We start from the raw sequence: 12,886 nt of genomic DNA, 5'->3' as shown, positions 1-12,886 counted from the left end.
GACAGAGCGACATTTCAGGGATGATCAACGTGCCATCGACGACAATGTGAACCTTTTCACACTCTCGTCAGGCACCTTGTCACCCCCGGCTTTCCCGAGCTGACGTCCCGATGTTTTTTAGCTTGCCGCCGACGCATGCCGGCAGGATGGCTCCCGTCGACTGACCGGGCGGAGCGCGAGACATGTATCAGGCCGCCAGCGCCAGGAAGAAACCGGCAATCGCCGCCGACATCAGGTTGGACAGCGTGCCGGCGAGTACCGCCTTGAGCCCCAGGCTTGCGATCTCATGACGGCGTGTCGGTGCCAGGCTACCCAGCCCCCCCAGCAGAATGGCAATCGACGACAGATTGGCGAAGCCGCACAGCGCGAACGACAGCACTGCCATGGTGTAGGGCGTCATCACCGCGCCGGTGGCCGCCACGATGCTGTCACCGCTGAGGTAGGGCGCCAGATTGATGTAGGCGACGAACTCGTTCACCACCAGCTTCTGGCCGATGAAGGAACCCGCCAGGGTCGCCTCGCTCCACGGCACGCCCAGCAGGAAGGCCAGCGGCGCGAACAACCAGCCGAGAATCATGTCGAGACTCAGCGTGTCCATGCCGAACCAGCCACCCACGCCGCCGAGAATGCCGTTGATCAGGCCGATCAGCGCGATGAAGGCCAGCAGCATCGCCCCGACATTGGCCGCCAGCTTGAGGCCGGAGGATGCGCCGGAGGCCGCGGCGTCCAGCACATTGGAAGGCGCATCATCATCCTTGAGCGAGGCATCCGCGACGGCGATCTAGTCGTCCGGCTTCTCCGTCTCCGGGAACAGCAGCTTGGCGAACAACAGCCCGCCGGGCGCGGCCATGAACGATGCCGCCACCAGGTACTCCATCGGAATGCCCAGCGCCGCATAGCCGCCCAGCACCGAACCGGCGACGGAGGCCAGGCCACCGCACATCACCGCGAACAGCTCGGAGCGCGTCATGCTGGCCAGATACGGCTTGACCACCAGCGGCGCCTCGGTCTGACCGACGAAGATGTTGGCCGTGGCCGAGAGCGACTCGGTACGCGACGTGCCCAGCACACGCTGCAGGCCGCCACCCAGCAGGCGAATCACCCACTGCATGATGCCGAGGTAGTAGAGCACCGCGATCAGCGACGAGAAGAAGATGATGATCGGCAGCACCTTGACCGCGAAGATGAAGCCGACACCACTGCCCGGATTGGCCAGGCTGCCAAACAGGAAGTTGATGCCCTGATCGGCATAGTTGACCACCTGACTGACGGCACCGGAGACACCGGCCAGCACTCCCTGGCCGAAGGAGGTGTAGAGCACGAAGGCGCCGATGGCCAGCTGGATGGCAAAGGCACCACCCACGGTGCGCAGGCGAATGGCGCGTCGATTCGACGACAGCGCCACGGCAATGAGGATGAGCGAAGCCATCCCGACGAGACTCATGAGGGGATTCATTGGGAAGATCCTGAGGGTTCTTGTGGTTGTTATAGAAGCTGCCTGCAGGGCTGCGATGCGCCGTCATCAACGTCATGCAGTGTTATCCTGCATTCTCACCATGTTCAAAAAGTCACAACCTGACCAAATAGTCAATACGTCCGTTTTACCTCACGTCCACTTGTCTTCCAGCGCCAGACTGGCAATGTCAGGGGCAGTTTTGAGGTTCTCCCTGTGTGTCAGTGGTTTATCATCTGCTTCTGACGTGGGACGTGGCGCTTCAGCCCAGTTTTTCGCCAACGCTCCCTCATCGGAACCGGCACCAAAGGACAAAAGCCGCATGAACAATCACAGCGCCGCCCGACTCGACCGCCTGCAGGCCATTCTGCGCGAAGGCAGCCCTCTGCAACTCAGCGACGCCGCACGGCTATGCGCCGTCTCGGAGATGACCATTCGTCGCGACGTGGCGCACAGCAACGGACTGCTGGAAATTCTGGGTGGCCGCCTGTTGCTGGTCGATTCCTCCGCCGGCAGCGTCTATCGCCTGGATCGCGAGATCGACGCCAGCGCCCCGATCAAGCAAGCGCTGTGCCAGCAACTGGCCAGTCATATCGAGGATGGCGACACCCTGTTCGTGGATTGCGGCACCACGCTGGTCCATCTGGCGGCCGCCATCGACCGCCAGCAGACGCTGACCCTGGTGACCTGCGCCCTGAATGTGGCCAATGCGGTCGGCCATCTGCCCGGGGTGCGGCTGGTGATGCTGGGGGGGCTGTTTCACCCGGCCACCCAGTCATTCACCGCCACCGACATGCCGGAGGCCATCCGCCGTCTCGGCATCAACAAGGCCTTTCTCTCGGCGGGCGGAGTACATGCCGAGCGAGGCGTCAGCTGCTTCCATTTCCATGAGGTCGCGGCCAAGCAGGCCGCTCTGGAAAGCGCGATGCAGCGCTTCCTGATCGTCGATGCGCGCAAGTTCGAGATGGTGCGCCCCGCCTTCATCGCCCCGCTGAGTGACTTTGATGTGGTGATCAGCAATGCCAGCCCCGCCGCACGTGATTGTCTGGGAGCGCTGGAGGCAGAAATGGGCGTGACGGCCGAGCTTGTCGACTGCTGAGCAGCTGATTGTCTTGCAGGAAGGAGCCAGGCCACTCGCAGCGCCAGACCACTGCCAAACACCTGGATACATAGAATAACCGCCGCACGATTGTGCGGCGCTTTCTGTCTGACCAGACAGTCAATGCACACTTTGCGTGCGCGGGGACGTCACAGCGGCAGGTGGTGCTCGAGCATCGCCAAGGTGCCATTCAGCGCGCCACGATTGCGCTCCACGACCTGGCTGGCCGCCTGACCTGCCTTCTGCTGCGCGGCCTGATCCGAGAACAGCGCATTCACCGCTGCGGCCAATGCCGCGTCATCCGCGACGACCTGAAGCGCGCCTTCCGCGGCCATCACCTCGGCGATCTCGCTGAAGTTGTCCAGCGATGGGCCACTCAGCAGTGCCAGCCCCAACGCAGCGGGCTCGAGCAGGTTGTGCCCGCCGATGGGTACCAGACTGCCGCCGATGAAGGCGATATCACTGGCCGCATACAGCGTCAGCAATTCCCCGAGACTGTCACCGACCAGTACCGATACGGCATCAGCCACATCGGTGCCGCTCTCTGACATGACACTGCGCCGCAGGCTGCTCTCGCCGCGCGTCTGACACCACTGCGCCGCCTGAACGGCCACTGCCTCGAAGCGTTGCGGATGGCGCGGCACCAACAGCAGCAAGGCCTGAGGGTGCTGGTCACGCACCGCAGCATGCGCCGCGAGTATCTGGCCGTCCTCGCCGTCATGCGTCGAGGCGGCGATCCATACCGGCCGCTGCGTGAATGACTGGCGCAGCGCCTGGCCGTCGGCAACGACCTGTTCAGCAATGTCCAGTTCGAACTTGAGCGAGCCGACGGCCGTGCCACGCGCGGGCACCAGGCCAAGCGCCATGAAACGCTCCAGATCCTGCTGCGACTTGGCCGACAGACCACTGACATGGGCGAGGCTATCGCGCATCAGGGCGCCGATCCTGCGATAGCGCTGGAAGGCGCGCGGTGACAGGCGGCCATTGATGACGCATAGCGGAATGTCATCCCGCGCGCAGGCGGCCATCAGGTTGGGCCACAGTTCGGTTTCCACCATGATCGCCAGCGCCGGACGCAGCCGGCGCACGAAGCGCCGCGCGCTCAACGGGAAATCCAGCGGCAGGTAATGGTGTCGGGCCGGGGCAAGCTCCGACGAGCCCTGCGGGGTGTGCAGCAGACGTGCGGCCTGCGCAGCGCCGGTGGCCGTCATGGTCGTCAGCACCAGCGGGCGCCGTGGGTAGCGCTGACGCAGCGCCTCGACAAGACTCGCCACCATCACCACCTCGCCCAGCGAGGCGGCGTGCAGCCAGATGGGGCGCTCACTGTCGGGCGTGGTATTCGGTGTGGGCGGGATGATGCCCAGCCGCTCCAGGCGCGGATGCTCGGCATCGTGCTCGCGCCAGACCCGCTGCCAGATGAGGGGCGACAGCAGGGTCAGCGCGGTGCTGTATAGGCCACGGACAAGGCTCACTCCTAGTCCTCGCGATCGAGAATGGTGGCGATCATCGCGGTGGTGGAGACGCCGTCCTCGAAACCGAGCACGCGGACGTCACCGCCATTGGCGATCACCGCCTCTCCCCCGGCGATCTCTTCGGGACGATAGTCGCCGCCCTTGACCAGCACATCCGGCAGCACGGCCTCGATCAGGCGTGCCGGGGTGTCCTCGCTGAAGGGCACCACCCAGGCGACCGCACCGAGGCCCGCCAGCACCTGCATGCGGCGCAGCACCGGGTTGATCGGACGTGTCGGCCCCTTCAGGCGTGCCACCGAGTCGTCGTCGTTGACGGCCACGATCAGGCGATCACCGTGGCGCGCCGCTTCCTGCAGGTAGGCCACGTGACCGGCGTGCAGGATGTCGAAGCAGCCATTGGTCATCACCACACGCTCGCCGCGTGCCTGGGCGGCCTTCACTGCCGGGATGAGCGAGGACTCCTGGATCACGCCGAATTCCGCCAGCTTGTCGCCGTGCAGCGCGGTGTAGAGCTCCGCCACCGACAGGGTCGCGGTACCCGGCTTGGCGACCACCAGGCCCGCGGCCAGGTTGGCCAGCATCACGGCTTCCGGGAAGGCGTGACCGGCCGCCAGCGCCAGACCCAGCACGCCGATCACGGTATCGCCGGCACCGGTGACGTCGTAGACCTCACGCGCATGCGTCGGCAGGTGCAGCGGCTGATAGCCCTCGCGGATCAGGGTCATGCCCTTTTCGCTGCGGGTCACCAGCAGGGCTTCCAGCTCGAGCTCGGCACGCAGCGCCTCGCCCTTCTCGGCCAGTTCCTCATCGCTGCGGCACGGCCCGACGATGGTCTCGAACTCGGTCAGGTTGGGGGTGATGATGCTGGCACCGCGATAACGCGAGAAATCACTGCCCTTGGGGTCGACCAGCACACGCTTGCCCGCCGCACGCGCGGCGGCGATCAGCGCCTCGACCTGATTCAGCGAGCCCTTACCGTAGTCGGAGAGAATCATCACGCCACTGGCGCCAAGCTCGGCCTCGACCTGGCTCACCAGCGCGCTGGTGTCCACCTCGTGCAACGGCTCCTCGAAATCGAGGCGCAGCAGCTGCTGATTGCGGCTCATCACACGCAACTTGGTGATGGTCGGCACGCTGTCACTGGCCTGGAAGCGCGTGATGACATTGGCGTTTTCCAGCGCGCGCGTGAGGATGGCAGCGTTGTCATCCTCACCGACCACGCCCGCCAGGGTGGCATGTGCGCCCAACGAGGCGATGTTGAGCGCGACGTTGGCGGCACCGCCGGGGCGGTCTTCGCTCTCGCCGACCCGTACCACCGGCACCGGCGCTTCCGGCGAGATGCGAGAGGTGCCACCGTGCCAGTAGCGGTCGAGCATCACATCACCCACGACCAGCAGGCGAGCCTGTTCAAGCGCAGTCAGATCAAGCTTCATCAGGCGTCTCCGCGTGCAGAGGGGGATTGGGAAGAAGTGGTATCCGTAGAGGAGACAGCCGCGACCGGCAGACGTTCGCAGCTCTGGCCGCGAATGACGCCATCGGTGTCCGCCAGCAGCTCAGCGAGGCGCGCGATGACATCCTCGGCGCGAATCAGGCTCATGGCGTCCTGATGACGTACGCGCTGGCCCCAGTTGATCTCGTCCATCTGCTTGTGCAGATAGGTCTTCACGGCGTCCGGATAGCGATTGACCACCAGGTGCTGCCAGCAGTACGGCGCCGCACGCTCGGGATTGGTGGTGGCGTACAGACCGATCACCGGGGTGTTGAGCGCATTGCCCATGTGCACCGGGCCGGAATCCGGCGCGATCACCGCCACGGCGCGATCGATCATCGCCAGCAGGCCCTTGAGCGAGGTGCCACCGATGGCATCGATGACCGCGCCTTCGCTGACCAGCGCCTTGATGCGCGCGCCCATTTCACGCTCCTGCGGGCTGCCGCCACCGGTCATCACGCTGCGGATGCCATATTGCTGCCAGGCATGGTCTACGACCGCCGCATAGCCTTCCGGCGACCAGTTGCGGAAGTTGCGCAGTCGCGGATTGGCACACGGACTGATGATCAGATACGGCGCCTCACCGGTGACGCGTGCGGCTTCGGTGTAGGCCTCGGGCGGCACATCGAGACGCCAGTCGAGGCGGCAGTCCTCGACACCCAGCGTGCGCGCGAAGTCCATGAACGACTCCAGCACGTGGGCGCGCTCACGCGGCGCCAGCTGGTGCGAGGTGAAGAGGTACTGCCAATCCTTGGCACGCGCACGGTCATAACCGATGCGTACCTTGGCCTTGAGCCCCAGCGACAGCGCGCTGGCACGCAGCGCCTGCTGCATGTGCAGAAGGACATCGAAATGTGTGTCCTTGAGCTGCCGCCAGATGGCGCGCATGCCCGCAAGGCCGGTGGACTTGTCATAGACCACGAACTCGACCCCGGTCAGGCCGGACAGTAGACTGTGCTCCCCCTTGCCGACGATCCAGGTAATGCGGGCCTCAGGCCACTGACGCTGCAAGGCGCGTACCGTTGGCACAAGATTGCAGACATCGCCGAGAGCGGAGAGCCGGAGCACGCAGATATGTGCGGGCTGGGCAGGGAGAGGATGCTTCATGCGGATGGCAGTTTTCCGAAATGAGAATGCCCACATTCTATATGATGGCGAAACAGCGCCACAAATGACGCCGGACTGGTTCATGCCATCGTTCTGGCGTCAACACGACGCCGTGACCGGCGAAGCGCCGGGGCGCGGGGCGAGTCTGTTCCTCGATGTCTGTCGTTTGCCGGCCGCACTGCAACCCGTCCAGACAACGGAAAGCCCCGCCCGCCGCTGGGCACTGCGACCCTATCGTCGCGGCGGCCTGATCGCGAAGCTCGCCAGTCAGCGCTACCTCTACACCGGCCTTGAGCGCACCCGCGCCTTCGCCGAACTGCGCCTGACGGAGCGTCTGTATCGCCAGGGGCTGCCGGTGCCAGAGCCCGTCGGTGCCTGCGTGTGGCGGCATGGTCTGACCTACGAGGCCGCCCTGATCACGGTGCTGATTCCCGGCGCACGCGCCTTCGCCGATGACCTGATCGCCCTCGAAGCACAGCGCCTGCCTGCCGGGGCCGAGCTGCCCGAAGCCCTGCTCCGTCTGCTCGATACGGCTGGCCACGCCATCCGCGGCGTGCATGACGCGGGGCTTGAGCATGTCGATCTCAATGCACGCAATCTGCTGGTCGACGAAAACGAACGCGTCTACGTGATCGATCTCGACCGCTGCCAGCTGCATGCCGAGGCACCTGCCGGCGCACGCTGGCGCAAGAACAATCTCTCCCGCTTGGGGCGTTCACTGGCGCGCTTCACGCCGACGCATCACGCGGCGTGCCTGGCCCGTATTCGCAGCGCCTATCACGCCTGAACCTGCAGCGTATCGCCCTGCAGGCATCGACGCCCATGCAGTGTAGGATAGCGAGATGAATCGTCGGCAAGCGCATCATCCGATTCCCGCCTGCCACTGCATCCCATCGGCGCCTGCCACGCCCCGTCGTATTGCAGGCGCTCTCAAGACAGAGACCGTCATGAACACGAGCGACGAGGCCTCGGCCGCCCCTTCACCCGATGGCGAGCTGCGCACTGCCGTACCCATCACCGGCTGTGTCATCACCCTCAATGAAGCCCACAACATCGAGGACTGCCTGCGCTCGCTGGGCCAGGTCTGCGAGGAGCTGATCGTGGTCGATTCCGGCTCCACCGATGCCACCTGCGAACTGGCGCGCAACATGGGTGCCGTGGTGATCGATCAACCCTACCTGGGCGACGGGCCGCAGAAGAATGTCGGGCCGAGCCATGCCAGTCACCGCTGGGTGCTGTCACTGGATGCCGATGAGCGCCTGACCGACGGTGCCGTCAGCGCCATCCGCGAACTGGCACTCGACAGCACGCCCCACGACGGCTTCGCGCTGCGCCGTCGCAACTTCATCGGCTCGCGCTGGGTGCGCCATGCCGGCTGGTACCCCGATTACTGCCTGCGCCTGTATGACCGCGAGAAACTCGCCTTCCGCGATTCGCGTCAGCACAGCTCGGTGCAGGCCAACCATCCCTGTGAACTGGACGCCGATCTTGAGCATTACAGCTTCGCCAATCTCGGTGAGCTGTTCGTCAAGGCCAGTGGCCGTTTCTCGAACCGCGCCGCCAAGATCATGTATCAGAAGGGAAAACGCGCCAACGCCTTCACGCCCTTCCTGCATGCCAGCAATGCCTTCATGCGCAAGTTCGTCTTCCAGGCCGGCTTCCGTGATGGCGTCGATGGCTTCTCGGTGGCGCTGTCGGCCAGCGTCAATGCCTACCTGAAATACGCCAAGCTGCTGGAATTCCAGCGCGACGCCAAGGTGCGTGAGGCCGAAGATTTCAACAAGGTATGGTGACCATGACCTCTAGCCGTGAGCCGACTGCCGCGCGAGGTATGACGCGCCCGCTTCATGTACGCCACGTCAATCTGGCACGTGGCTTTCGCGGCGGTGAGCGCCAGACACTCAATCTGATCGCAGACCTGGCGCGACGCGCAAGCCCGAGGGAGAACGGCGAAGCCGGCGCGCCGATCCGCCAGTCACTGGTGTGTTTGCAAGGGTCGCCCTTGATCCGCGAACTGGCGGCGCTCGAGCTGGCTGTCACGGTAGACGTGATCGAGATCAGCGGACGCTTCAGGGGCCATCTCGGTCAGCCACGCGCCGATATCGTGCATGCTCATGAAGCCAAGGCCGTGCACTGGGCATGGCTGCATCAGCGCCTCACCGGCACGCCCTACCTGCTGACACGCCGGGTGCCCCAGCCGGTGAAGGACAAGCCCTTCAATCGCCTGACCTATCGCGCGGCCGCCTGCCGGGTGGCGATCTCGTCGGTAATCGAATCTCACCTGCGCGAGCGCCAATGGGGGGAGACGGCGTTGATTCCCAGCACCCTCGCCCACTTGCCCAGCGATGCCGAGACAGTGTCCCGATTACGTGAGCGCTTCGGCCATACGCCCACAGGAGGTCGCTTCGTCATCGGGCATGTCGGCGCCTTGGTGGACCGCCACAAGGGCCAACGAGTGCTGATCGAGGCGGCCCGCAGACTGCGCGACAGTCACCCGCAGCTGCTGTTCGTCTGCCTGGGCGCCGGCGAGGACGAAGCGGCCTTCAAGGCAGAGAGCGTCGATCTCGACAATCTGCTCTGGGAAGGCTTCCACACCAATGTCGGCGACTATCTGGAAGCCTTCGATCTGTTCGCCTTTCCGTCACGCAACGAGGGGCTCGGCTCGATTCTGCTCGACGTGATGGACCACGGCGTCCCGATCATCGCAAGCGATGTGGATGGCATCCCCGATATCGTGCATGACGACAGCACCGGCGTGCTGGTGCCCAGCGGCGATGCACAGGCACTGGCTGCCGCCATCGTGGCACTCGTCGCTGATGCGCCACGTCGGGAGCGGCTGGTCGCGGGGGCGCGTGCGCATCTGGCACGCTTCACTCCCAGCGCCATGGGCGAGGCCTATCTGGGGCTTTATCAGCGGCTGGCACGCTAGACCGCTTTTCATCTCAGACACTTGGCCCACAAGCACCTATCGTCCAGGTACCTATCGCTCGGCTAAAGAACGAAAAAAGCCCTGTTTCATGTGAAACATCACAATGAAACAGGGCTTTTTTCATTTTTATAAACAGCAGGTTAGCGACTCAAGCGCGAATCCCCGTCCTCCAGGCCACGCAGATCGGGCCAACCCTCATCCACTCCCAGCACGGGATAGGTTCTGGGATCCAGCGGGCCGGGTTCGCTTTCGGGGCGACACTCTTGCAGCGCAGCCTGCAGCCGCTGCAGGGCCTCATCGCCTTCGGCGCCGGCGGTCACCCTGTCCCAGAACTCACGATGTACCGCCTTGATGACGACAGGCACGCGAGGCACACCGACCTGTTGCGCCATCGCCAGACGATGCAGGCCACGATTGATCTTGAGCAGACGGCCATCGCGCGTCACCGCGACGCCCATCTCGTCCTTGGTGATGCCCTGACGAAAGCCATTGCTGGCCATGTCCTGCAGATAGCCGCGATAACAGCGCAGATAGCCGAGAATCTGCTCCTCGCTGTCCATCAACAGTCCATCACGCGGTGACGACCACGGCTTGCCCGCCTCCAGCAAGGCCTTCAAGTGCTGATAACGCTCCGTCACCGTCAGGTCATCGCCATGCTCGATCAGGTCCCGCATCAGCCGCGAGCGTGAACCGAAGCGGAAGGCACCACGCCGCAGGTCCCAATCGCCGTCCCAGATGAAGGCGTTGGAGGATGGCCGCTTGCGCTTGTCACGCCCGAAGTTGACGTCGCGCACCAGCTCCCGCGGATTGACCCAGACCGTCAGCGCCTCCTGCCCCATCACGTCTTCCAGCGCATGACGCGGCAGGCCACGGCGCTCAAGGGACTGATGGCGTGCACGCTGGCGCTTCCAGCGCATCAACCAGCAACGACTGAACGGCAGTATCAGGTGGTGCTCGCACCAGGCACGCAGCGCCTCTATCCGCTGAGCACGCTGCATGGCCCCGCGCATGCGCGGGTGGATCAGATCATCCGTCGTGCGGTTTCTCGGCAGGTTCACCGCGCATCCTCATCCAGCGAGATCGCCGTCAACAGTCGCTCGGGAGCAATATGATTCAGACAGTTGGTATGCCCCAGCGGGCAGACGCGCTTGAAGCAGGGGGAACACTCCAGCGCCAGCCAGTGGATCTCGCGATTGGCCGTCAGCGGCGGCGTGTAATGCGGCGACGAGGAACCGTAGATGCCCTGGATACGGGCCCCTACCGCGGCCGCCACATGCATCAGGCCGGAGTCATTGCTGACTACTTCCCGACACTCGGCGATCAGATCCACCGCATCCGCCAGCCGCGTCTTGCCACACAGGTTGTGAACGCCCGCAAGCCCTTGAGCGATCTCCTCCCCCGCCGCGACATCCTTGGGGCCACCGAAGATGCGCACCTCGGCCCCCTGGCGGATCAATGACTCGGCAAGCGCGCGAAAGTGCGCCAGCGGCCACTGCTTGGCCGGGCCATATTCCGCCCCGGGCATCATGCCGATGATGGGCGCCGGCGGCGCTACCAGACCAAGCTCATCGCGTAGACGCCGCTGATTGGCGCTGTCGGTGACCAGAGCGGGCTCCGGGATGCCCACTGGCGGATTGGCCTCCTCAACGGGCAGGCCCAGTGACGTGAAGCGCTTGACGGTCTGATCGAGCACCGACTTGTCGAGCCTGCGGCACTCGGTGAGCAGGCCGTAGCGCTGCTCACCGGTGAAGCCGACCCGCACCGGAATGCGCGCGAAGAACGGTACCAGCGCTGACTTCCACGAGCGCGGCAACACGATGGCGCGGTCGAAGCGTCCACGCAGCGAACGCCCGAGCTGCCAGCGCGCCTTGAGGGCGAAGTCACCATGCCCCGCCGGCAACGCCAGTGCCTCCTCGACCTCGGGCATGCGCTCGATGATCGGCTGCGACCAGGCGGGCGCCAGCACACTGATCCGGCAGCCGGGCGAGCGCTGCTTCAGCGTCATGAACAGGCTCTGCGCCATCACCATGTCGCCGACCCAGCTGGGCCCGACCACCAGAATGCGCTCACTCATGCCTTGCTCCTCTTCACGGCCAATCCTCCTTGCGGGTGCGCTTGCCCTGCCCCATCGCCCTTGCGAGGCAGGCGCTCACCCTCAGTCCACACGCGCTCAGTCCACACGTGCTCAGTCCACACGTACTCAGTCACACGCGCTTAGACTCAGCGATTCAGCCATTCGAGATAGGCGCGGGTGCCCTGGGCAACGGTCTTGAATTCGACGTTGCAGCCGGCCTTGCGCAGCTTGCCGATGTCGGCACGCGTGAAGCTCTGGTAGCGGCCCTTGAGGTTTTCCGGGAAGTCGATGTACTCGATCTCGCCCTTCTCGTAATACTCGATGACGGTCTCGGCGATCGCCTTGAACGGCTCGGCGCGACCGGTACCCAGGTTGAAGATGCCGGAGGCTTCCGGGTGGTCGAGGAACCACAGGTTCACGTCGACCACATCACCGACATAGACGAAGTCACGGCTCTGCATGCCGGCTTCAAAGCCATCGTAGGCACCGAACAGCTTGGGGTTCTCGCCCGCCTTCACCTGGGTGTGATGGTGATAGGCAACGCTGGCCATCTTGCCCTTGTGCTGCTCACGCGGGCCGTAGACATTGAAATAGCGGAAGCCGACGACCTGGGTGGTCAGGCTGTCCCAGCGCTGGCGCACGTGCTGATCGAACAGCAGCTTGGAGTAGCCGTAGACGTTGAGCGGACCTTCGAACTCCGGCGTTTCCTTGAAGACCTGGCTGTCGCCGTAGGTCGCCGCGGAGCTCGCGTAGAGGAAGGGAATCCGGTTCGCTTCGCAGAAGTTGAGCAGCACCTTGGAGTACTCGAAGTTGTTCTCGAGCATGAACTGGCCGTCCCACTCGGTGGTGTCCGAGCAGGCACCTTCATGGAAGATCGCCTCGATCTTCGGCAACTCGGCATACTCGCCCATCAGGCTCGACTGGACACGAATCAGGAAGTCGTCCTTGTCGAGGTAATCGGCGATGGTCAGGTCCGCCAGATTGACGAACTTGGTGCCGTCACTCAGGTCATCCACCACCAGGATATCGGTACGGCCGCGGTCGTTGAGTGCCTTGACGATATTGGCACCGATGAAGCCGGCGCCTCCGGTAACGACGATCATTTGAGCTCCCAGAGCCTCTAGAGGCTTGTAGGCAACGCGCGCGTTCGGGAACGCGACACATCAGAATTTGGAAATGGCACGCACTCGGTTTCGTCTGCGGCCTATAACCCGATAAGCGGGGATTGTATACTCGGCAGTTCTCGAATTCATGGGCCAACGG

Annotated in this window: 10 protein-coding genes and 1 pseudogene; 4 read left to right on the top strand and 7 right to left on the bottom strand. The window is 64.3% G+C overall.

Translation table 11 applies throughout. From position 1 onward, the window contains the following. Window positions 1–187: 187 nt before the first annotated feature. A pseudogene (locus AC5WNJ_RS00100) lies at window positions 188–1,456 on the bottom strand (NupC/NupG family nucleoside CNT transporter). A 319-nt stretch (window positions 1,457–1,775) separates the two neighbouring features. Between AC5WNJ_RS00100 and AC5WNJ_RS00095 the strand changes: the two are divergent. Beyond that, the gene (locus tag AC5WNJ_RS00095; protein ID WP_495930298.1) at window positions 1,776–2,552 is read left to right on the top strand and encodes a DeoR/GlpR family DNA-binding transcription regulator; all 777 of its coding nucleotides are present in this window, start codon (window positions 1,776–1,778) and stop codon (window positions 2,550–2,552) included. A gap of 149 nt (window positions 2,553–2,701) precedes the next feature. On the opposite strand, the gene waaA is transcribed toward AC5WNJ_RS00095, so the two are convergent. Genes waaA through AC5WNJ_RS00080 form a run of 3 tightly spaced genes read right to left on the bottom strand, consistent with a single transcriptional unit; the run spans window position 2,702 to window position 6,620 of the window. Then, entirely contained in the window at window positions 2,702–4,024 is a 1,323-nt protein-coding gene (gene waaA / locus AC5WNJ_RS00090; RefSeq protein WP_495930297.1) for a lipid IV(A) 3-deoxy-D-manno-octulosonic acid transferase, read from the bottom strand. Window positions 4,025–4,026: 2 nt separating this feature from the next. Then, entirely contained in the window at window positions 4,027–5,457 is a 1,431-nt protein-coding gene (gene hldE / locus AC5WNJ_RS00085) for a bifunctional D-glycero-beta-D-manno-heptose-7-phosphate kinase/D-glycero-beta-D-manno-heptose 1-phosphate adenylyltransferase HldE (protein WP_495930296.1), read from the bottom strand. Beyond that, window positions 5,457–6,620: a glycosyltransferase family 9 protein gene (locus tag AC5WNJ_RS00080; RefSeq protein WP_084589231.1), complete on the bottom strand. Its 1,164-nt coding sequence runs from the start codon at window positions 6,618–6,620 to the stop codon at window positions 5,457–5,459. The genes hldE and AC5WNJ_RS00080 overlap by 1 nt, the downstream gene beginning before the upstream one ends. On the opposite strand from AC5WNJ_RS00080, the gene AC5WNJ_RS00075 reads away from it, so the two are divergent. The 3 genes from AC5WNJ_RS00075 (at window position 6,619) to AC5WNJ_RS00065 (ending at window position 9,549) form a co-directional block, all read left to right on the top strand. Further along, a complete protein-coding gene (locus AC5WNJ_RS00075) occupies window positions 6,619–7,407 on the top strand; it encodes a 3-deoxy-D-manno-octulosonic acid kinase (protein WP_495930295.1) in 789 nt (262 codons plus the stop codon). The two genes, AC5WNJ_RS00080 and AC5WNJ_RS00075, sit on opposite strands and share 2 nt — an antisense overlap. A 160-nt stretch (window positions 7,408–7,567) precedes the next feature. Beyond that, the gene (locus AC5WNJ_RS00070; RefSeq protein ID WP_495930294.1) at window positions 7,568–8,413 is read left to right on the top strand and encodes a glycosyltransferase family 2 protein; all 846 of its coding nucleotides are present in this window, start codon (window positions 7,568–7,570) and stop codon (window positions 8,411–8,413) included. A 38-nt stretch (window positions 8,414–8,451) separates the two neighbouring features. After that, entirely contained in the window at window positions 8,452–9,549 is a 1,098-nt protein-coding gene (locus AC5WNJ_RS00065) for a glycosyltransferase family 4 protein (protein ID WP_495930292.1), read from the top strand. A gap of 140 nt (window positions 9,550–9,689) precedes the next feature. Here the strand turns inward: AC5WNJ_RS00065 and AC5WNJ_RS00060 are convergent, their stop codons facing one another. The 3 genes from AC5WNJ_RS00060 to rfaD all read right to left on the bottom strand — a co-directional run bounded on the left by AC5WNJ_RS00060 (window position 9,690) and on the right by rfaD (window position 12,726). Next, window positions 9,690–10,607: a hypothetical protein gene (locus AC5WNJ_RS00060; RefSeq protein WP_495930291.1), complete on the bottom strand. Its 918-nt coding sequence runs from the start codon at window positions 10,605–10,607 to the stop codon at window positions 9,690–9,692. Then, window positions 10,604–11,623 carry a lipopolysaccharide heptosyltransferase II gene (gene waaF, locus AC5WNJ_RS00055; RefSeq protein WP_495930290.1) on the bottom strand — a complete coding sequence of 340 codons (1,020 nt, stop codon included), beginning with the start codon at window positions 11,621–11,623 and terminating at the stop codon, window positions 10,604–10,606. The genes AC5WNJ_RS00060 and waaF overlap by 4 nt, the downstream gene beginning before the upstream one ends. A gap of 146 nt (window positions 11,624–11,769) precedes the next feature. After that, a complete protein-coding gene (gene rfaD, locus AC5WNJ_RS00050; protein ID WP_175088931.1) occupies window positions 11,770–12,726 on the bottom strand; it encodes an ADP-glyceromanno-heptose 6-epimerase in 957 nt (318 codons plus the stop codon). Window positions 12,727–12,886: the final 160 nt, after the last annotated feature.

The sequence above is a fragment of the Cobetia sp. PDI-23MA genome, from assembly GCF_059507735.1.
Note: the sequence above shows the minus strand (reverse complement) of the source record. Positions and strands in the feature narration are given on the sequence as shown.

Bases quoted from the DNA above. Each gene is read 5' to 3' on its own strand.
- AC5WNJ_RS00065 (WP_495930292.1), top strand. From the start codon at position 8,452: ATGACGCGCCCGCTTCATGTACGCCACGTCAATCTGGCACGTGGCTTT.
- waaF (WP_495930290.1), bottom strand. From the start codon at position 11,623: ATGAGTGAGCGCATTCTGGTGGTCGGGCCCAGCTGGGTCGGCGACATG.
- hldE (WP_495930296.1), bottom strand. From the start codon at position 5,457: ATGAAGCTTGATCTGACTGCGCTTGAACAGGCTCGCCTGCTGGTCGTG.
- AC5WNJ_RS00080 (WP_084589231.1), bottom strand. From the start codon at position 6,620: ATGAAGCATCCTCTCCCTGCCCAGCCCGCACATATCTGCGTGCTCCGG.
- AC5WNJ_RS00095 (WP_495930298.1), top strand. From the start codon at position 1,776: ATGAACAATCACAGCGCCGCCCGACTCGACCGCCTGCAGGCCATTCTG.
- AC5WNJ_RS00075 (WP_495930295.1), top strand. From the start codon at position 6,619: ATGCGGATGGCAGTTTTCCGAAATGAGAATGCCCACATTCTATATGAT.
- rfaD (WP_175088931.1), bottom strand. From the start codon at position 12,726: ATGATCGTCGTTACCGGAGGCGCCGGCTTCATCGGTGCCAATATCGTC.
- AC5WNJ_RS00070 (WP_495930294.1), top strand. From the start codon at position 7,568: ATGAACACGAGCGACGAGGCCTCGGCCGCCCCTTCACCCGATGGCGAG.